16 protein-coding genes are annotated in these 20,501 nt (G+C 45.4%); 6 read left to right on the plus strand and 10 right to left on the minus strand.

Features of this window, described 5'->3' with window-relative positions:
• Nucleotides 1–262 precede the first annotated feature (262 nt).
• A complete protein-coding gene (gene purR / locus R7Z10_RS08360; RefSeq protein WP_005378368.1) occupies nt 263–1,267 on the minus strand; it encodes an HTH-type transcriptional repressor PurR in 1,005 nt (334 codons plus the stop codon).
• Nucleotides 1,268–1,735: 468 nt separating this feature from the next.
• A complete protein-coding gene (gene torD / locus R7Z10_RS08365; protein WP_005378369.1) occupies nt 1,736–2,383 on the minus strand; it encodes a molecular chaperone TorD in 648 nt (215 codons plus the stop codon).
• Nucleotides 2,384–2,649: 266 nt separating this feature from the next.
• Here torD and torR point away from each other — a divergent pair, with 266 nt between their 5' ends.
• On the plus strand, nt 2,650–3,360 hold the full coding sequence (gene torR / locus R7Z10_RS08370; RefSeq protein ID WP_005378370.1) for a two-component system response regulator TorR: 711 nt from the start codon (nt 2,650–2,652) through the stop codon (nt 3,358–3,360).
• A gap of 72 nt (nt 3,361–3,432) precedes the next feature.
• On the opposite strand, the gene elyC is transcribed toward torR, so the two are convergent.
• Complete coding sequence (gene elyC / locus R7Z10_RS08375) at nt 3,433–4,218, minus strand: envelope biogenesis factor ElyC (RefSeq protein WP_005387893.1); 786 nt, start codon at nt 4,216–4,218, stop codon at nt 3,433–3,435.
• A gap of 114 nt (nt 4,219–4,332) precedes the next feature.
• On the opposite strand from elyC, the gene cmoM reads away from it, so the two are divergent.
• The 4 genes from cmoM to mukB are packed head-to-tail and all read left to right on the plus strand — an operon-like array spanning nt 4,333 to nt 11,636.
• A complete protein-coding gene (gene cmoM / locus R7Z10_RS08380; protein WP_025998624.1) occupies nt 4,333–5,124 on the plus strand; it encodes a tRNA uridine 5-oxyacetic acid(34) methyltransferase CmoM in 792 nt (263 codons plus the stop codon).
• Between the two features lie 2 nt (nt 5,125–5,126).
• The gene (gene mukF / locus R7Z10_RS08385) at nt 5,127–6,464 is read left to right on the plus strand and encodes a chromosome partition protein MukF (protein ID WP_017634722.1); all 1,338 of its coding nucleotides are present in this window, start codon (nt 5,127–5,129) and stop codon (nt 6,462–6,464) included.
• Nucleotides 6,445–7,170: a chromosome partition protein MukE gene (gene mukE, locus R7Z10_RS08390; RefSeq protein WP_064376612.1), complete on the plus strand. Its 726-nt coding sequence runs from the start codon at nt 6,445–6,447 to the stop codon at nt 7,168–7,170. The genes mukF and mukE overlap by 20 nt, the downstream gene beginning before the upstream one ends.
• A 2-nt stretch (nt 7,171–7,172) precedes the next feature.
• The gene (mukB, locus tag R7Z10_RS08395; protein WP_064376628.1) at nt 7,173–11,636 is read left to right on the plus strand and encodes a chromosome partition protein MukB; all 4,464 of its coding nucleotides are present in this window, start codon (nt 7,173–7,175) and stop codon (nt 11,634–11,636) included.
• A 143-nt stretch (nt 11,637–11,779) separates the two neighbouring features.
• On the opposite strand, the gene R7Z10_RS08400 is transcribed toward mukB, so the two are convergent.
• The 7 genes from R7Z10_RS08400 to R7Z10_RS08430 all read right to left on the minus strand — a co-directional run bounded on the left by R7Z10_RS08400 (nt 11,780) and on the right by R7Z10_RS08430 (nt 18,422).
• Nucleotides 11,780–11,932 (minus strand): hypothetical protein, encoded by a 153-nt coding sequence (locus tag R7Z10_RS08400; RefSeq protein WP_005378381.1) that lies wholly within the window; start codon nt 11,930–11,932, stop codon nt 11,780–11,782.
• Between the two features lie 227 nt (nt 11,933–12,159).
• Entirely contained in the window at nt 12,160–13,128 is a 969-nt protein-coding gene (locus tag R7Z10_RS08405; protein WP_005378387.1) for an alpha-L-glutamate ligase-like protein, read from the minus strand.
• A 3-nt stretch (nt 13,129–13,131) separates the two neighbouring features.
• Nucleotides 13,132–14,637 carry an inactive transglutaminase family protein gene (locus tag R7Z10_RS08410; protein WP_005378389.1) on the minus strand — a complete coding sequence of 502 codons (1,506 nt, stop codon included), beginning with the start codon at nt 14,635–14,637 and terminating at the stop codon, nt 13,132–13,134.
• An 11-nt stretch (nt 14,638–14,648) separates the two neighbouring features.
• Nucleotides 14,649–15,395 (minus strand): ATP-dependent zinc protease, encoded by a 747-nt coding sequence (locus R7Z10_RS08415; RefSeq protein ID WP_005378391.1) that lies wholly within the window; start codon nt 15,393–15,395, stop codon nt 14,649–14,651.
• 276 nt (nt 15,396–15,671) lie between these two features.
• Nucleotides 15,672–16,643, minus strand: coding sequence for a tRNA 5-methoxyuridine(34)/uridine 5-oxyacetic acid(34) synthase CmoB (cmoB, locus tag R7Z10_RS08420; protein ID WP_005387902.1), 972 nt, complete (start codon nt 16,641–16,643; stop codon nt 15,672–15,674).
• A gap of 81 nt (nt 16,644–16,724) precedes the next feature.
• Nucleotides 16,725–17,462: a carboxy-S-adenosyl-L-methionine synthase CmoA gene (gene cmoA, locus R7Z10_RS08425; protein ID WP_017635063.1), complete on the minus strand. Its 738-nt coding sequence runs from the start codon at nt 17,460–17,462 to the stop codon at nt 16,725–16,727.
• A 93-nt stretch (nt 17,463–17,555) separates the two neighbouring features.
• Nucleotides 17,556–18,422, minus strand: coding sequence for a DUF72 domain-containing protein (locus R7Z10_RS08430; RefSeq protein ID WP_318104616.1), 867 nt, complete (start codon nt 18,420–18,422; stop codon nt 17,556–17,558).
• A gap of 273 nt (nt 18,423–18,695) precedes the next feature.
• On the opposite strand from R7Z10_RS08430, the gene aspS reads away from it, so the two are divergent.
• On the plus strand, nt 18,696–20,474 hold the full coding sequence (gene aspS / locus R7Z10_RS08435) for an aspartate--tRNA ligase (protein ID WP_005378401.1): 1,779 nt from the start codon (nt 18,696–18,698) through the stop codon (nt 20,472–20,474).
• The last annotated feature ends 27 nt before the right edge of the window (nt 20,475–20,501 follow it).

A 20,501-nucleotide genomic window follows, 5' to 3' on the forward strand; every position in this document is an offset into this window, starting at 1 on the left:
CTGAAACTCAGTATATTGTATAAAAGTCGCTCAACTTTAGGAGGTTTGGTTTCTCGTCTGAATTACGCAACAAAGCCATGGAAAGGTGCAAATTGGCCTTTGAAAAGGAGTTCTTAATATATATTACATTTATATAAAACAGGGAGTTAACGTTAGTCAATTGTTATTAGAGTGGTGTGAAGTATTAGAGAATGCTTAATTTTTCCAAAAAAATAAGCGCCCCTGTAGAGCGCTTATTTAACCGTGTTAAATACAGTGAAATTTAGTTCATTTTTTTCACAGTATTTCGAATTACAAGCTCAGGTTGCATTTCGAAAATTCGTTTTTCGTGTTCTTTATCTTTGATACGCTCAAGTAGAATTTCGAATGCATTTTTACCAACACGACGTTTAGGTTGGTGGATAGTCGTTAGCGGTGGAGAGAAGTATTCCGCAAGCTCGATGTTGTCGTAGCCGATCACTGAAATATCTTCAGGAATTTTGATCCCGTTTTGTTGCAAGCGGCTCATTAGGCCGAGAGCCATTGTGTCGTTAAAACAGAATACCGCCGTCGGGCGCTTGTCCATTGCGGTAATTTTATCTGCAACTAATACGGCCGTATCACATTCAAAGTTACCTTCAAGGATCCAGTCTTCATTTACAGCTAGGTTCGCTTCACTCATTGCGCGACGGAAACCTGCAATGCGCTCTTGGCAAGCAAGCTTTTCAAAATGACCGCTTAGACAAGCGATATCCGTATGACCATTGTCAATCAGATGTTTGGTTGCAATGTAGCCACCTTCTTCTGAGTTATCCATGATCTTGTCTGCTTGTGAGCTCTCTGGGCCCCAATCCATGACCACTTTAGGAATGTCCGCATGACGGTCAAGCATCTCTTTTAGTTCTTCGGTTAAGTCAGAACACATCACTAGGATGCCATCAACGCGCTTTTCAGCCAGCATACGAATGTAATCGCGTTGTTTTTCGTAAATCCCGCCTGTGTTACATAAAATCAGAGTATAGCCTTGGCGGTAACAGTAGCTCTCAACGCCATCAATCACTTCTGAGAAAAATAGGTTAGTTGATTGAGTTACTAACATGCCAATCGTACGAGTTGAGTTGCATTTTAGGCTGCGTGCAACGGCACTTGGCGCGTAATTCAGCTCGTCAACGGCTTTCATTACTTTTTCTTGCGTTGCTTCTGCAACGAAACGCGTTTTATTGATAACGTGCGAAACTGTCGTAGTGGAAACGCCGGCTAAGCGAGCAACGTCTTTTATCGTGGCCATAAATGGTGTCCTGTATCGAGCTACTGAAATATGTCGTATTGGATGTACCTGATGCTCTAATGGTTTCACACCTAGCAATATAAAATTGGCGCTAAGTGTCTCGGCAGCGGTTGATCCAAGTGCGACAAAAGGGTACGTAGCAGCATCGGTCGATGAATTTTATCTTTTTTCTATCTGATGAGAAATTGCCATCAACCTGTTAAGAAAACACAAAAACCGCTATATTTCAGCGGTTTACATATAAATCATATTTAATCGTTTGCGCTCACATTTTAGCCCTATGTGGACTGACTAGCAATGTTTTCAGCAAGAGATTTGTGTATTTGAAGTCACATTTTGACTGCTAAATAACCAAGCGTCTTTGCGCTAAGTTAAGGCAAACGAATATTATACCCAAGTTACTTACAATTGGTCACTTTCAGGCATACAGGAAGCCCGATAGGCAGGCTCCCTAAAAATAGGCGGCAATTATTCACCAAGAAGGTAGGCGCTGTCTAGTTTACAAAATGCAACTAATAGTTTCGCGACACTCGAGTAAAATCCAAATTCGTCGAATTTTTTACATTTGTCTGAAAACTGAGGTAACCAAGACATCAATTGTTGCTGGATAAAGTCGTTTTGTTTAACGAAGGCTTCTTCCATGTGTTTTTCTTGTTCAAGCTCGTTTGAGCGGATAATCATGTTCCCGAGAAAGTCGAGCTCAACGGCTAAGTGATCCGCAGGTTCCTTTAGGTTTTCGTCTACTTGAACGCCAAATTCAGCCATCAACTTTTCCATTTCCTCAGCTGGCTTGTCATTCAGTAAACCTGATTCACCAATGTACATGGATGCGTAAGGAAGAGCGCCGTATTTTTCTGTCTTCAAAAACAGTTCACAAAAGTCAGCTGCAAGCTCTAGTTGTGCATCTTCACGATCTTGTAACCGATTCAATGCATCAACTAGGCTATCAACAGCTGGTTTCAGCGACTCATTTTCACCTAAACCTGCGAGAAAACTGCGAATTTCAACACTGTGATAGGCTTCCAATTCTTTCTCTGTTAGTTCTTTTGCGAACAAGCTCGAAAACCACCAGTAAATTTCAGCGCGTTTTTCATTAAAAGCTTTCACTTCTTGCATTTTGGGCTCCTGAATGATGCTTCAAGTCATGCATCACAAAGTCAATTAGGGATATCCCCTAAGTGTAATCAATTAAAATGAATAGCAGTAACTATAATTGTTATGTTTTATGGTCAAAAATGACCGTTTATTAATAGCAATGGGCAAGCTTGTTTTGAATCAATAAAAACGCTAAATCTTGCGTTTTAATGTATCTATGACTAGAAATGTTACTAGTTATGAATAGAATACGTCTTGGATAATAAGAAGACAGAAAAGTGGTGTAAATGAGCTATCACGTATTAGTCGTAGAAGATGATGTTGTAACTCGTAGTAAGCTTGCGGGATATTTCCAAAATGAGGGCTACCAAGTCAGCGAAGCAGAGAGTGGCGCGGAAATGCGTGAAGTTTTGCAAGCGGGCGATGTAGACCTGATCATGCTGGATATTAACTTGCCTGGTGAAGACGGCCTGATGCTTACTCGTGAGTTACGTAGCCAATCGGATATTGGTATCATATTAGTAACAGGACGCACGGATAGCATTGATAAAATCGTAGGCCTAGAAATGGGTGCTGACGATTATGTGACAAAACCTTTTGAACTGAGAGAGCTGTTAGTTCGCGTTAAAAACTTGCTGTGGCGTATTTCAGCAGCGCGTAGTGGCAGCTCGAAAGCGAATGAAACCAGTGAAGAGCACATTGTGCGCTTTGGGGAGTGGACATTCGACATTCAACGTCGCGCACTTAGCCGCAACGGTGAGCCAGTAAAACTAACTAAAGCAGAGTATGAACTTTTGGTGGCATTATCGTCTTACCCTAACCAAGTGTTAAGTCGTGAGCGTATTTTGAACATGATCAGTCATCGAGTGGATGCGCCGAATGACCGCACCATTGATGTTCTTATTCGACGTATGCGCGCAAAAATGGAGTTCGATCCTAAGAACCCACAGATTTTTGTAACGGTACACGGCGAAGGCTATATGTTTGCTGGTGACTAGTTGGAACATAACTAAATCGTAAAAAGAAAAAGGAGAGCTTCGGCTCTCCTTTTTTGTGGCTTCAAGATAATACTAGTTTGCTTCAACCATTGGTGTTTGGCCGACAGTATCACGCAACCTTTGCCAAATACTGCCCAAGTACTCATGCCAATAAAGCTCTGTTTGTTCTAAGTAACGCGCTTTAGGTGAGTATTTATCCCAAGGTTGACTTATCTCGCTAATAGCTAAGAAGTTGGTCGGGGCTGGGATTGGTTTAATGCCTGCTGCGTTGAACTCATACAATGCACGGCTCATGTGGCTTGCAGAGGTGACTAACACAATCTCCTTTTGCTGAACGAATGCAGCCGCTTGACGTGCCTCTTCCCATGTATCCTTTGCATCCTCTAATAAAATGATATCGGATTTCGCGACGCCCAACGCAAGGGCAACGTTCGCCATCATTCGCGCGTGGCTAATTTCAGATCCACCAGCATAGCCGGATAAGATTAATTTCGCGCCTGGATACATTCTTAAAATACGAATGCCCTCAGTTAAGCGCATTAATGCTGCACGGCTTAACTGCGAGGTGGGTGGAATTTCGTCATCGATAACATGACCATTCCCTAAAACCATCACGTAGTCGATGGTGCCAGAAACTGGCAAAAAGGCTTTATGCTCTCGCTCTAACGGCATAAGAAGCTTGGTTGAAACAGGTTGGAAGGCAACAAGAAAAATGCCAACAAAAGAGAATAGAACAACGAAGCAGCCAGTTTTACGTTTTGTAGTAAAACTAATGAGAGCAAGACCCAACAAGCCTATCAGCAGCAATGCCGGAAGGGGCATAAGCATGGCTGACACTACTTTTTTCAGCTCAAACATACATAAATAGTCCGAAAAAACATCAATTGATAATAAAAATGAGGGTATCCCTCTTTATTCCTGCTTTCCTTGTGCCAGAATAGCGGCACAATCCGTTATGATAACTCAGCAGAAGTGACAGAAGACCGCAATTTCGACGATATCGCCCACAAATTTGCAAAAAATATTTACGGCTCCGATAAAGGGGAGATCCGCCAAATCATTGTGTGGGAAGATTTTCTACAGATTCTAAGTGAATTAGATGCTGACCAGCAACCCCTAGAAGTGTTGGACGCTGGTGGTGGTTTGGCACAAATGTCGCAAAAGCTTGCTAAGCTCGGACATCGAATCGCTTTATGTGATCTATCTTCGGAAATGCTGCAGTTGGCTAAGCAGGATATTGAAAAAAACGGTTTGCTTGAGCAGTATCGCCTGATTCATTCGCCTGTCCAATCCATCGGTGAACATATGGATGTACAGGTCGATCTGGTTATGTTCCACGCTGTGATGGAGTGGCTGGTTGATCCTAAGGCCGCACTTGAAACAGTTCTAGAACAAGTAAAACCGGGAGGCATCGCATCAGTCATGTTCTACAACCACCACGGTTTAGTCTATAAAAACGTAGTTTGTGGCAACATTCCTCATATATTAGACGGCATGCCTCACCGAAAAAGATTTAAACTACAGCCGCAAAAAGGCTTAAAACCTGAAGAAGTCTACCAGTGGATAGAAAATTCAGGTTTTAATATTTGTGGCAAATCTGGTATTCGCTCATTTAGTGATTACATAGGCAATATGGAATACATGGGTGATTACGAGTTTGAAGATGTGTTGGCGCTAGAAAAACAACTTTGTCGACAAGAGCCATACCTCTCATTAGGCCGCTACATTCATGTGTGGGCTAAAAAGAACGATAAACAGGAATAACAATGAGTGAGATGACTCTCAATGCTGCAGAGCAACCAATCGATGAGCTGGTTGGCTGGGTTAAGCAGCACGATTTCTCGTTGAACCTGACCACAGAGCGATTGGCATTTTTGATAGCCATTGCCGTACTGAGTAATGAAAGGTTCGATGAAGAACTGGGTGAAGGTGAACTGCATGATGCATTTGCCATCGTCACTCGACTATTTGATGAGACCGGCGAAGCCTCCGCTTTTCGTGCGAACAATGCGATCAACGAGATGGTTAAGCAGCGTCTTATGAGCCGTTTTGTCAGTGAAATTACTGACGGAGCGAGCATTTACCGCTTGTCGCCATTAGCGATAGGAATAACCGACTACTACGTGCGTCATCGTGAGTTCTCAAAACTGCGTCTATCTATCCAGCTATCCATGGTAGCGGATGAAATGGCGAAAGCGATTGAGGCAGCACAAAAAGGTGGCACACCGGGTCACTGGAAGAAAAACGTATACGGTGTTTTAAAATATTCTGTAGGCGAAATTTTCGATCAAATTGACCTCAACCAACGTGTTATGGATGAGCAGCAACAGTCAGTGAAACAACAGATTGCTGACCTGCTTAACAAAGACTGGCGCGAAGCGATCAACAACTGTGAAGCACTTCTGTCAGAAACATCAAGCACGTTGCGTGAACTTCAAGATACGCTGCAAGCCGCCAGTGATGAACTGCAAACTCAGATCCTCGATATTCAAGAAATTGTTTACGGTGACCCTGAGCTGGAGTTTATCGAAGAAGCCTTGTTTGGTCTGCAAATGAAGCTGGACCGAATCACAAGCTGGGGCCAGCAAGCTATCGACCTTTGGATTGGTTACGACCGACACGTGCACAAGTTTATCCGTACTGCAATCGATATGGATAAGAATCGTGCGTTTAGCTCGCGTCTGCGTCAATCTGTCAAAGATTACTTCGATGCGCCTTGGTATCTGACTTATGCAGATGCGGAGAGGCTTTCCGACCTTCGTGATGAGGCCCTAGTACTGCGTGATGACGAGGTCACGGGTCAAGTTCCGATGGAAGTAGAATACGAAGAGTTTCAACAAGTCAATGATGAGTTGTCTGAACGAATTGGTGACATGCTAAAAGCGCATAAAGATCAAGGCACACCAATCGATTTGAGTGTGGTACTGCGAGATTACCTTGCACAGCACCCTTACACTCATCATTTTGATTTAGCTCGCATTATCGTTGATCAGGCGGTACGTCTAGGGTATTCAGAATCGGATTACCAAGCGATTCAACCAGACTGGAAAGCAATCAACGAATTTGGGGCAAAGGTACAAGCGAATGTCATCGACCGATACTAATGAATACATGTCAGAGAATCTGGCAAAAGCAATTTCTAACCCTCTGTTCCCAGCGCTAGACAGCATGCTTCGAGCAGGGCGTCATATCTCAAGTGAAGATCTAGACAATCACGCGTTGTTGTCGGATTTCGAACTTGAGCTTTCTTCTTTCTACCAACGCTACAACACCGAATTGGTGAAAGCGCCAGAAGGTTTCTTCTACCTTCGTCCACGTTCAACGTCTCTGATTGGCCGTAGTGTTCTTTCTGAACTGGATATGCTGGTGGGTAAGGTACTGTGTTTCCTTTATCTAAGCCCAGAGCGTCTTGCGCACGAAGGCATCTTCACTAACCAAGAGCTGTACGACGAACTGCTTGCTCTAGCAGATGAAAACAAGCTGATGAAGCTAGTGACGAACCGTGCGACTGGTTCTGACCTCGATAAAGAAAAGCTGTTTGAAAAAGTACGTACGTCACTTCGTCGTCTGCGTCGCCTAGGCATGATCATCAACATCGGTGAAACCGGTAAATTCAGCATCAGTGAAGCGGTATTCCGCTTTGGTGCCGATGTACGTATTGGCGATGACATGCGTGAAGCGCAGCTGCGTCTGATCCGTGATGGTGAAGCAGTAGTGCACACCAAAGAGCCAAGCCAAGGCAGCTTATTGTCTGAAGAAGATCAAGACGATCAAGCCCAAGAAGAAACAACAGAAGAGGGTGAAGTATGAGCATGATTGAACGCGGTAAATACCAATCGCTGACCATGGTCAACTGGAACGGCTTCTTTGCCCGTACGTTTGACATCGATGGTCTGGTCACCACGCTATCAGGTGGTAACGGTGCAGGTAAATCAACCACAATGGCGGCGTTCATCACCGCATTGATTCCTGACCAAACGCTGCTGCACTTCCGTAACACGACAGAAGCAGGCAGCAGCCAATCGTCTCGCGACAAAGGTTTGTACGGTAAGCTACAGCCGGGCGCATGTTATGCGGCGCTAGACGTGGTGAACTCACGTAACCAACGCCTGTTGTTTGCAGTAAAACTGCAGCAAGTTGCGGGTCGTGATAAGAAGGTAGACATCAAACCGTTTGTTATCCAAGGTCTTCCAAGCCATGTGAAACCAACGGATATCTTGGTTGAAAGCGTATCTGCGACTCAAGCTCGTGTACGTCAAATCAACGAAGTAAAAGAATCGATCGCGGAATTTGAAGGTGTTCAGTTCAAAGCGTTCTCTTCTATCGTGGATTACCACGCGCAAATGTTTGAATTCGGTGTGATTCCGAAGAAACTGCGTAACTCTGGTGACCGTTCTAAATTCTACCGCCTGATTGAAGCATCGCTTTACGGTGGTATCTCAAGTGCGATTACACGCTCGCTACGTGACTACCTTTTGCCACAAAACGGTGGCGTGAAGAAAGCGTTCCAAGATATGGAATCGGCACTGCGTGAAAACCGCATGACGCTAGAAGCGATCAAAACCACGCAAGCAGACCGTGACTTGTTCAAACACTTGATTACAGAGTCGACCAACTACGTGGCGGCGGACTATATGCGCCATGCCAACGAGCGCCGTAAAAAACTAGAACAGACATTGTCTTTGCGTTCAGAGTTATTTGGTTCTCGCGAGACCTTGATTGAGCAAAACAATCTGCTTAACCGCGTTCAAGAAGAGCTGGAACTGCTGATCGAGTCAGAATCTTCTTTAGAGCAAGACTACCAAGCGGCTTCTGATCACTTGCAACTTGTGCAAAACGCGCTGCGTCAGCAAGAGAAGATCGAACGCTACCAAGAAGATCTTGAAGAGCTGAGCGAGCGTCTTGAAGAACAAATGATGGTAGTCGAAGAAGCGCAAGAACGCGTGATGATGGCTGAAGAGCAAGCTACCGTTGCAGAAGAAGAGGTGGATAGCCTTAAGACGCAACTTGCTGATTACCAGCAAGCTCTTGACGTTCAGCAAACTCGCGCCCTTCAATATCAACAAGCAGTTCAAGCGCTGGAGAAAGCGAAGCAGCTACTTGGCGATGACAGCCTAACGGCGGAATCGGCTCAAGCGCTTGTCTCTGAGCTTAAGAGTAAAGAATCAGAAAGCACCAATGCGTTGCTATCGGTTAAGCACAAACTGGACATGTCTTCTGCAGCGGCAGAGCAGTTTGAAACCGCGCTTAAACTGGTACAAAGCATCGTTGGTCAAGTTGAGCGCAAAGACGCGTCTGAACATGCGAAAACCGCAATTGCGAAAGCGCGTGAGTCACAACAAATCGCACAAAACGAACAGCAATGGCGAGCACAACACCGTGATCTCGAACGCAGCCTTAACCAGCAGCGTCAAGCACGTGAACTGGTTGCTGAATACAAAAAGCAATATCACGTTGAACTAACCGATGAGATTACGTTTGAACAAGAACGTGAACGTCATGCGACGCAAATCGAATCACTAGAGATAGCTCAAGAAGAAGTTCGTGATCAGCGTGGTGAACAGCGCCGTCTAGAGCAAAACGCGGTGGCAGAAATCAGTAAGCTTGAAGCAATAGCACCAGCTTGGATTGCGGCGAACGATGCGCTAGAGAAACTGAGAGAGCAGAGCGGTGAAGAGCTTGAGGATCGCCATGCGGTAATGAACCACATGCAAGTTGTCCTTGAACAAGAAAGGGAGCTGTCTTTAGCTAAAGATAAGCTCGCTGAGCGCCGTAGCCAGCTAGACGCTGAGATTGAGCGCCTAGCTTCTCCTGGTGGTTCAAACGACCCTCGCCTGAAAGGTTTGGCAGATACGCTGGGCGGTGTATTGCTGTCTGAGATCTACGATGACATCACGATTGATGACGCGCCTTACTTCAGTGCGATGTACGGTCCGGCTCGTCACGCTATCGTTGTTTCTGACTTGTCAGGCATCGAAGAGAAACTGGTAGAGCTAGACGACTGTCCAGAAGACTTGTACATCATTGAAGGTGACATCGATGCCTTTGATGACAGCTCGTTCGATGCAGAAGAGTTAGAGGGCGCGGTTTGCGTTCGTATGAACGATCGCCAAATGCGTTACTCTCGCTTGCCTGAGATCCCATTGTTTGGCCGCGCGGCACGTGAGCAGCGTCTAGAGTTGCTGCGTAACGAACGAGAAGAAGTGGTAGAGAAACACGCAAAAGCGGCGTTTGATTCTCAGAAAATGCAGCGCTTGTACCAAGCGTTTAACCTATTTGTGTCTAACCACATTCAGGTTGCTTTTGACGCCGATCCAGAACAAGCACTGGCAACTATTCGTGATAAGCGTAACCAAATTGCTCGCGTGTTGGCGGATCTGGATGCGAAAGAGCAACAACAACGTTCTCAGCTTCAAACCAGCAAGCAAGCGTTGTCTTCTCTGGACAAGCTAGCGTCACACATGGTGCTTGTTGAAGATGAGTCATTGCAAGCGCGTTTTGATGAGCTAGAAGAGAAAATCGCTCAGCTTGCAGAGGCAAAAAACTTCTTAAACAACCATGCAAAAGCCGTCACGCAATTAGAGAATATTGCGTCTGCGCTTGATGCTGACCCAGAGCAATTCGATGCACTAGAAGCAGAATACAAAGCGGCAGACGAGCGGCTACAAGATCTTAAGAAGCAAATCTTTGCACTCTCGGATCTCGTTGAACGTCGTCACTACTTCGCTTACTCAGATTCAGTAGACCTACTGAACAAGAGTAGCGAACTGAGTGAGCAGCTAAAAGCTAAACTGGTTCAAGCTGAACAAATGCGTACTCGCTCTCGTGAAGAGTTGAAGCAATCGCAGGGTCAAATGAACCAATACAACCAAGTATTGGCATCATTGAAGAGTTCACACCAAGCGAAACTGGAAACGGTTCAAGAGTTCAAACAAGAACTTCAAGAGTTTGGTGTTAATGCGGACGAAGGTGCGGAAGAACGTGCAATGCGTCGTCGTGACGAACTGCACGAGCGTCTACACACGTCTCGCAGTCGTAAGAGCGAATACGAGCGCACGATCACCTCTACTGAACTAGAGATGAAAGGCTTGGCGAAACGTCTGAAGAAAGTTCAGAAAGAATACGTTGAGCTACGTACGTTCGTGGTTGCAGCGAAAGCTGGCTGGTGTTCAGTACTTCGTCTGGCGCGTGAGAACGATGTTGAGCGTCGTCTACACAAGCGTGAACTGGCTTATATGTCAGCGGATGAACTGCGTTCAATGTCGGATAAATCATTGGGTGCGCTGCGTCTCGCGGTTGCGAACAATGACGACCTGCGTGATGCGCTGCGTCTATCAGAAGACAATGCACGTCCAGAGCGTAAAGTTCTGTTCTACATCGCGGTTTACCAACATCTTCGCGAGCGCATTCGTCAGGATATCATCCGTACTGATGATCCAGTTGAAGCGATCGAAGAGATGGAAGTTGAGCTAGCGCGTCTAACGGAAGAGCTAACCCAACGTGAAAACCGCTTAGCGATCAGCTCTGAGTCAGTAGCGAGCATCATTAAGAAGACGATTCAGCGTGAGCAAAACCGTATTCGTATGCTGAACCAAGGCCTGTCGAACATCTCGTTTGGTCAGGTGAAGGGCGTACGTCTAAACGTGAAGATCCGCGAAAGTCACGAAGTGCTACTGAACGGTCTAGCGACACAGCAAGAGCAGCACAAAGACCTGTTTGAATCGACTCGCTTTACTTTCTCCGAAGCAATGGCGAAGCTGTTCCAACGTGTGAACCCACATATCGATATGGGTCAACGTTCTCCTCAGGTTCTGGGTGAAGAGCTACTGGATTACCGTAACTACCTAGAGCTAAGTGTAGAAGTGAACCGTGGTACAGATGGTTGGCTACAGGCTGAGTCTGGCGCACTATCAACAGGCGAAGCGATCGGTACCGGTCAGTCAATCCTTCTGATGGTCGTGCAAAGCTGGGAAGAAGAGTCTCGTCGTCTACGCAGCAAAGACATTGTGCCTTGTCGTTTGCTTTTCTTGGATGAAGCAGCGCGTCTGGATGCGAAATCGATCGCGACATTGTTCGAATTATGTGACCGTCTGGATATGCAGCTTCTTATCGCGGCGCCTGAAAACATCAGCCCAGAGAAAGGTACGACCTACAAACTGGTGCGTAAGGTGTTTAAAGATCACGAACACGTACACGTGGTTGGTCTGCGTGGTTTTGGTCAAACGGATAAGCCTAAGACTGAAGCACAAGAGATGATTGAAGAGTTTGAATCGTAAACTTCGAATCTAACAAAACGCCCGCAATGAACGCGGGCGTTTTTGTATCTGTTTGCGAGGCAGGCTTCGAACTACATAAGATAAGCCGAGACTGTAGGACGGCAGTCTCGGCTTATTAGCGGAACTTAATGAGGAAGCGACGTTTATTCCTCTGGAATATCGTCCCTGACTTCGATCATTTCAGCAAGCTCTTCAAGTGCTTGGACAGAAAGCTCAGACAAGCGTTGTAGGTGTTGGTCTAAGCTCTCTTGTTCTTCAAGCTCTGGTTCATCATTATTTGTTTCTTTTATTAGCATTTCCCAACCTCTCAAGTTGAGTAAGGGGAGCTCTCATCATACTCAAAAGGCAAAGTAGAAAAGAAACGATCTATGTTGATTTTGTTAGCTCGATCATTGATTCAACTTATATATGAGAAGGATGTGTTTAATAAGGAGAGCAAGTGCAAGGTTTTTGGATGCGGGAACAAAAACGCCAGTAATCATGACAATTACTGGCGAGTAATAACGAACATTATGTCGGAGGGTTAGAACAACGGCTTCACACCGAACTGCTCTGCCGCGTAAGCGACGCGTTCAATCGGTTTTGGATACTCAGCAGGTGTACCAAGGCTCTCTATGTGTTTCAAACGAGGAAGCAAGCCTGCACCATTAGCGATTTGGATTGCCAGACCAGGGCGAGCGTTAAGCTCTAAAACCATAGGTCCTTCATCTTTATCCAGCACCATATCCGTACCCATGTATCCCAAACCTGTCATTTCCCAGGCACTTGACGCAAGCTCCAGCAAGCGCTCCCAATGCGGTACTTGAAGGGTCGAAAGGTCTTTACCTGTATCAGGGTGATGAGTAACTGGATGATCGAACTGCACCGCTCTGACGGCTTTACCTGTCGCGATGTCAATGCCTACTCCTACGGCACCTTGGTGAAGGTTTGCTTTGCCGTCGGAAGCCGCTGTAGAACAGCGCATCATCGCCATAACTGGATAACCTTTAAATACGATGATCCGAACATCTGGTACGCCTTCATAACTGAAGCCATCAAAACAGTCATCAAACTTGATTAAGTTTTCAACCACAGCAACGTCATTTTTACCACCAAGAGAGAAAAGGCCAGCAAGCGCATTACTAATGTGACGCTCGACCTCATCCCTACCAATTGTAGAGCCGGAGGGTTTGGTATATACCCCGTTTTTGTGAGACGTAACAACCAGAATGCCTTTACCGCCACTACCTTGTGCAGGTTTGATTACAAAACCAGGCCAGTTCTCAACCATTTTGTGGATAGTCTTAACTTCAGCTTGGTTATGAATGACACCGATCAGGGCAGGAACTGTTGCTCCTGCTGCCTGTGCAATAATTTTGGTCTTTAGCTTGTCATCGACAAGTGGGTATTTAGAACGATCATTGTAACGGCCAATATAGCTGTGGTTACGCTTGTTCATCCCCATAATGCCTTTATGGCGAAGCTTAGACGGCGAAGTAAAACTTTCGAACATCGTTTAGTCCTCCGCTAGTGGTTTGAAGCGTCGTAGCTCAGTGAGGCGGTAACCTGTGTAAGTACCTAGTAATAGAATACCGGCCAGAACAATCAACTGTAGACCAATGAAGTTAAAGGTTAAGTGTTGAATGTATGAGTTCGTCATTGCAAGGTAAACTAATACCGCTGTCAGCAATGAACCACCACCTTGCAGAGCAACTTCCTTCGCACCTTCTTCTTCCCATAGGATTGACATACGTTCAATCGTCCAAGACAAGATGATCATAGGGAAGAAGGTAATTGTTAGGCCTTCTGTTAAGCCCATTTTAAACGCAACAACGGTGAACACCGAGATGATCATAATAACGGTAATAATGACCGCAGATATCCTTGCTACCAGCAATAAGTTCAACCTAGACAAATAGCTTCGAATAATCAGGCCTGTACCTACAATTAGCAAGAAACCGACAATACCCGTTAATAGTTGAGTTTGAACAAAAGCAACGGCAATCAACACAGGCATGAAGGTACCGGATGTTTTCAGGCCGATAATCACACGCAAGAACACAACGATCAGAGCACCGATAGGGATGAGCATGATGGTTTTGAACATCGCTTGCTCTTCCAAAGGTAAGCTATGAATTGAAATATTCAGTAATCCATCTGCTTCTATTTTGTTGTTTGTAGCTTGTTGTGGTGTCATTTCTTGCTTAATCATCGAGAAATGCACTTGGCTATTTTTACCACCAACAAGGTCAAGTAAGGATACGTTTGATTCATCCCACACTAACAAGTTGGGTTTCACTGCTTTTTGTTCGGATTTTGGTGAAAACAGTACCCAATCTTTACCTGACCAAACCTGAACCATTGGTTGAATTGTTTGGCGTCGACGACCATCTTCTAGTTCGATAACACCGACGGTTTTGCTTTGTATACCTGCGGTAAGCAAAATATTATGCAGTGCATCAGTACGGCTGAAATCGTTCAGTAGTAGCGACGAGTTTTGGCTATCTGGGTCATTAAGCGCTTTGATAAGCTCACGAGTAAACGTCACATTATCGGCAGAGCGACTCATCGCACGTTCGATAAGGGCATTTGCCGCTGCTGCTTGTGGTGCTGATAGCGTTGGTGGCGTAATGTCTTCCGTTGGCGGTAAAGGAGTGACTTTAGCCTGAGGGTCTACTAAGAACTGGGCTTTGTAGTATATGGTTTGTGGCCCTTGAGCTTGGCGAATTGACCATTCTGCACGACGGCCTGAATCGTCATTGATGTAGGAAACGCCATAACCTGATGAGGAAGCAGATTCACCGATAAGTGTGTAACCACTTTGTGTATGAGGTGCTGCAAGTGACGCTTTTACTTCGTTGCCGTTAGCATTGAACTCAATACGAGCTTCTACATCCCATACCTGACGAGTTTCGCCTGGCGTCCAAGGCACGCCGTAGTTTTCATGCCTGAAAACACTCAGAGCAATGCCCGCAATCACCAATAAGATGATAGAAAGGTAAAACGGTATTTTTGACGTCATAATCTACCTTATTATTTTTTATCTTCGTCCGTTTGGATATAGGTACGACTTACATCGACAAGTGCTATGTCGCGCATAAATTCTCTACCCAGTAAAATAGGATGGTTCATATGTGAGCGATCTGCCAACGTAAATTGCGCTTTTTCATGAATTTTTCCAACGCGCACCCAAAGTTCTACCACAGCGCGGCGTTCTAACTCTTCACTGGTAACCTGGCGGATTTTGACGTAGCGAATGACAGGAGCTTCGATCCAAGTACTTTTCTCTTCTTCGGATTTACTGGTGTCTGCTAAGTGGAATCGGACCCATTTTTTACCATTTCTTTCGAACTCTTCAATATCAACGGCATTTAAAGACGACGTCGCGGCACCAGTGTCGATACGTGCATCAAAAGTTTGCTTAATCGACTCTACAGTGACCTTTTCGATAGAGCCAAGGACAATATCGTGAGTTGGGGTTGGTTCCACAGGAGCGGGAGATTGGACAATAATCGGCTCTTTCGGTTTTTTTACTTCTGCCATTGCTTCATCGCGAAATGTAAGAAGTTCAACCTGTAGTTTATCGACTTGTTCTTCAAGGCTGTCGATATAGTCCGATTGGTTGCTGAGCTGTAGCTCTAGGTTGGTAATGCGATTATTGACATTCGCTTCTGAATTTTGAATCGCCGCTAACGTTTCTTGGTGGTACTGTTCGCCTTTGGTTAGTGAGCATCCAGATAGTAAGGCGATGGCAACAATCGGGGTCAATCGTAATAACATTGAAAACCTTGGGATTGGATTAAGTTGTTTATTTTTTAGGAGTTTAGCTTATATCGATAAAGCCTCACAAGTAAGAATGTTTCTCTATTACTTATTGTTTGAGGAATAGTGATGAAAAGCCAAAAATCAAGGGCATAAAAGCGCATCCTTATTTAGAGCGTGCTTATATTTTGACGTGAAAAATGGATTCAAAAAACAAACTCGCTCATTACGAGGAAAGAGGGTAATGTCTTAACTCGTAAAATGAGTTAAGACAATGTCAGGAATCTCAGCGAATTATGATTTGCGAGCGACAAGAACCGCGCGGCGAGGGGCAGGATAGCCTTCTACAGTTTTGCTTGGGTCGTTCGGATCTAAGTAGTCAGGTAGAGAGTTATGCGTCATCCAATCTGTGGTACGTTGTTCATCTACGGATGTGATGTTTTCATCAACGATACGAACATCTTCAAAACCGACCAATTCTAGCCACACTTTTAGGGCTTTTGCTGAAGGGAAGAAATAGACATTACGCATTTGCGCGTAACGAGAAGTCGGGACCAGTACTGCATTCTCATCACCTTCAATCACGAGTGTTTCCAATACGAGTTCACCTCCAGATACCAATTGATCTTTTAGTTGCACTAAATGATCGAGAGGCGAGCGGCGATGGTAAAGCACGCCCATGCTGAATACCGTATCGAACGCTTCTAACTTAGGTAGTTGTTCAATGCCCAATGGCAGTAGGTGTGCACGTTGGTCATCGCCCATTAGTTTACGAATTGCTTCGAACTGAATTAGAAACAGGTGAGATGGATCGATACCGACAGTTAAGCGTGCACCTTCGCCTAGCATGCGCCACATGTGGTAGCCGTTACCACAACCTACATCGAGTACGCTGCGATTCTTTAATGGTGAAATATGCGGAAGCACGCGGTCCCATTTCCAATCACTGCGCCACTCAGTATCAATATGGATGCCGTGTACGTGGTATGGGCCTTTCCGCCAAGGATGGAATGTACGAAGTAAGCTTTCTAGCTTTTTAAGTTCCCCTTGAGGCATCGGCTCATTGTTTGAAATCGTGACAGAATCAACAATGTCGATGTTGTCCGGTCTACCCGCTGGGATTTTGTTCAGGGCTTTCAACCAGCGACCAAAGTCACCGTGCTCTGCATTTTGCCAATCCGTTAGCTGTTGCGGAAGCACATTAAGCCAAGGTTGAAGACGAGTGTCTTGGGCAATCAATTGGTAGAAATTTGCAAAGTTAAACATAGTTAGTCAATCGCTGAGTTGATGGGTATAAATTATTAACGAAAGCCGAAATCGGTATGGTTCAGGCTTGGTATGCATGGTCTATTTAATCGCGAACATGGAGCCGAAGTTAAAGCATTGGAACCAAACGTCGTAGCTAGAAAAGCCAATTTTAGCGAAACGCTCTTTATGTTCTTTCTTTGAATCTGGGCGCATTACGTTTTCTATCGCGCTACGCTTTTGGCTGATTTCTAGTTCGCTATAACCATTCGCACGTTTAAAGTCGTGGTGAAGGTCAATTAACAGTTCGTTCGAAACTTCATCTTCGAAGACGAACTTCTCCGATAGAATCAAAATGCCGCCTGGACGCAGGCCTGCGTAAATTTTCTCGAGCAAGGAGTAACGATCTTCTGGAGAGAGGAATTGCAAAGTGAAGTTCAACACCACCACTGACGCGTTTTCAATTTCGATATTGCGAATGTCTGCTTCTACTACATCCACAGGAGTGTCACTGCGGTAAGCGTTGACGTGAAGTTTACAACGCTCAACCATCGCAGGAGAGTTGTCCACTGCGATGATTTGGCAACCTTCTTGTTTGATATGGCGACGCATAGACAATGTTGCAGCACCCAAAGAACAGCCAAGGTCATAGATGTTTGAGTGAGGTTTTACAAAACGCTCTGCCAGCATACCGATTGCAGAAATGATATTGCTGTAACCCGGTACCGATCGTTGAATCATGTCAGGAAATACTTCCGCTACGCGTTCATCGAACGTGAAATCCCCAATTTTATCGATTGGAGCCGAAAAAATAGTATCTGGATTGCTCTTAGGGTTCATAACTAAGTCTCTGCATACAAGCCGCCTGAAAATGTCAGGCACCAAAAAAGGCGCGTATTTTATGGGAATTTCGCGCCTCTGTCATGTGTTGCGTTAGAACATCTGTAACTGCGAGTTGCCATCGTCAGCTGGGAAAGGCGCTAACTCAGGGAGCGTGATACGTTTTTGTATGTCTTTATACAGGTTTGCAGCCAACTCTGGCGCAATTATATTGTCTGCGGTATGGATCATGACATATGGCTGTTTACCTTCGGCAATCCATTGTGGCAACTTGTTGAGCCATGGTTTAAAAAACTCGTAATTTTGCTGTTCTTCTGGATGACCAATAAAGCGAATCAAAGGGTGTGCAGCGGTAGCAATGGCGTGAACAGGGACTCGTGGTTTTTTCATTTGTGCATCAATAATCGCCTCATTGTCGGGCTTAGCGGCAAAGACTGGGCGGCTATCCATAATAATGCGGTCAATATTATTCTCTACTAACCATTGGTTAAGTGCTCGCTCTTCTTCGCCTTTGGAGAAAAATGCCATATGGCGAACCTCAACACCGAGAGGGAAGTTAGGTGGAAAGCTCGCACAGAACTTTTTCAGTCGATCAAGGTGCTCAGGACCAAATGCGGCTGGTAATTGAATTGTCCATTGGCCTACACGGTCATGCAAAGGCTCCATGACTTTCATGAAGTCTCTCAGTTGTTCGCTGCAACCTCTTAGCATTTGCTCATGAGTGATGGCTTTAGGAAGTTTGAAAGTAAAGCGAAAATCATCGTGGGTTGCGGCTCTCCAGTTTTGCACTGTATTGAGCGTCGGTGTGGCATAAAATGTTGTGTTGCCTTCCACGGTATGAAACACTTGCGCATACCTTTCTAAACGTTCAGCGGGCTTTGTCCCGCTGCCGTAAAAACTTTGTTGCCATTGATTGTGCGACCACATCGTCAATCCAAGTCGAAGAGGTAAGTTATCCATTATTCTTTACTGCTTGCTACTCGTGTGAATACTTTACGAGAGTTTTGCTGAAATAGGTAATTTCACGCTATAATCCTCCCCAATTTTTTCGCTTTGGTGCGCTTTTGAACATTTGTTGTACTAAAAAGCACCAGTGAATGATAAAACACACGTAATTGTATGTTGAGTAGTCGATTTTCGTGGACATTCAGCGTATAACTGAATCTTTACTCTGCTTAGCAATGAGGCTGACAGAGCGTAGTTAACAACATTTGAGAGATTGGGAATTTCATTATGCGTACCCATTACTGTGGTCACCTGAACAAGTCCCTTGCAGGACAAACTGTAGAACTTTGCGGCTGGGTTAACCGTCGTCGTGATTTAGGCGGTCTTATTTTTATTGATATGCGAGATCGCGAAGGTATCGTTCAGGTAGTTGTTGATCCAGATATGGCGGATGCGTATGAAGTGGCGAACACACTTCGTAATGAATTCTGTATCAAACTAACGGGTGAAGTGCGCGTTCGCCCAGAGAGCCAAGCAAACAAAGACATGGCAACAGGTGAAGTTGAGATCCTTGCGAAAGGTCTTGAAATCATCAACCGTTCTGATGTTCTGCCTCTAGACTTCAACCAAAAGAACTCTGAAGAGCAGCGCCTGAAGTACCGTTACCTAGATCTACGTCGTCCTGAAATGAGCGACCGCATCAAGCTACGTGCTAAAGCGTCTAGCTTTGTTCGTCGTTTCCTAGATGACAACGGCTTCCTAGACATCGAAACACCAGTCCTAACAAAAGCGACTCCAGAAGGCGCTCGTGACTACCTAGTACCTAGCCGTGTTCACAAAGGCAGCTTCTACGCGCTTCCTCAGTCTCCACAGCTATTCAAACAACTTCTAATGATGTCTGGTTTTGACCGTTACTACCAAATCGTTAAGTGTTTCCGTGATGAAGACTTGCGTGCTGACCGTCAACCAGAATTCACTCAGATCGATATCGAAACGTCATTCATGACGGCTGACCAAGTTCGTGCAACGACTGAGAAAATGGTTCGTGAAATGTGGCAAGAGCTACTAAATGTTGACCTAGGTGAATTCCCAGTAATGCCGTTCAGCGAAGCGATTCGTCGTTTCGGTTCGGACAAGCCAGACCTACGTAACCCACTGGAACTAGTAGACGTTGCTGACCTAGTGAAAGATGTTGAGTTCAAAGTATTCTCAGGTCCAGCAAACGACGAAAAAGGCCGCGTTGCCGTTATTCGCGTTCCAGGTGGTGCATCTTTGACTCGTAAGCAAATTGATGGCTACGGTGAATTCGTTGGCATCTACGGTGCGAAAGGTCTAGCTTGGATGAAGGTTAACGACCGTGCAGCGGGCATGGAAGGTATCCAATCTCCAGTCGCTAAGTTCCTAAATGAAGACGTGATCAACGGCATTCTAGATCGTACTCAAGCGGAATCTGGTGACATTATCCTATTTGGCGCTGATAAAGCGGGCATCGTTGCAGAAGCAATGGGTGCGCTACGTTTGAAACTAGGTAAAGACCTAGAGCTAACGGATGAGTCTGCATGGGCTCCACTATGGGTTGTTGACTTCCCAATGTTCGAAGAAGATGACGAAGGCAACCTACACGCGATGCACCACCCATTCACATCGCCTCTAGGTGTGACTGCAGAAGAGCTAAAAGCAAACCCTGCTGCGGCAAATTCTAACGCTTACGATATGGTTCTAAATGGCTACGAAGTGGGCGGCGGCTCTGTTCGTATCCACAACGCAGATATGCAAGAAGCCGTATTTGATATTCTAGGTATCACACCTGAAGAGCAACAGCTTAAGTTCGGCTTCCTGCTTGATGCGCTGAAATTCGGTACGCCTCCACATGCTGGTCTTGCATTTGGTCTAGACCGTCTAGTAATGCTGCTATGTGGTACAGAGAACATCCGTGATGTTATCGCGTTCCCTAAAACAACAGCAGCTGCGTGTCTACTAACAGACGCACCAAGTATTGCGAACCCAGCAGCGCTAGAAGAGCTAGCCATCGCAGTAACTGCAGCGAAAGAAAAAGACGCAGAATAAGCGCACAACATTTGAAGAAAACTCCCG

This window comes from Vibrio sp. Vb1018, assembly GCF_033338775.1.
Classification (GTDB): domain Bacteria; phylum Pseudomonadota; class Gammaproteobacteria; order Enterobacterales; family Vibrionaceae; genus Vibrio; species Vibrio alginolyticus.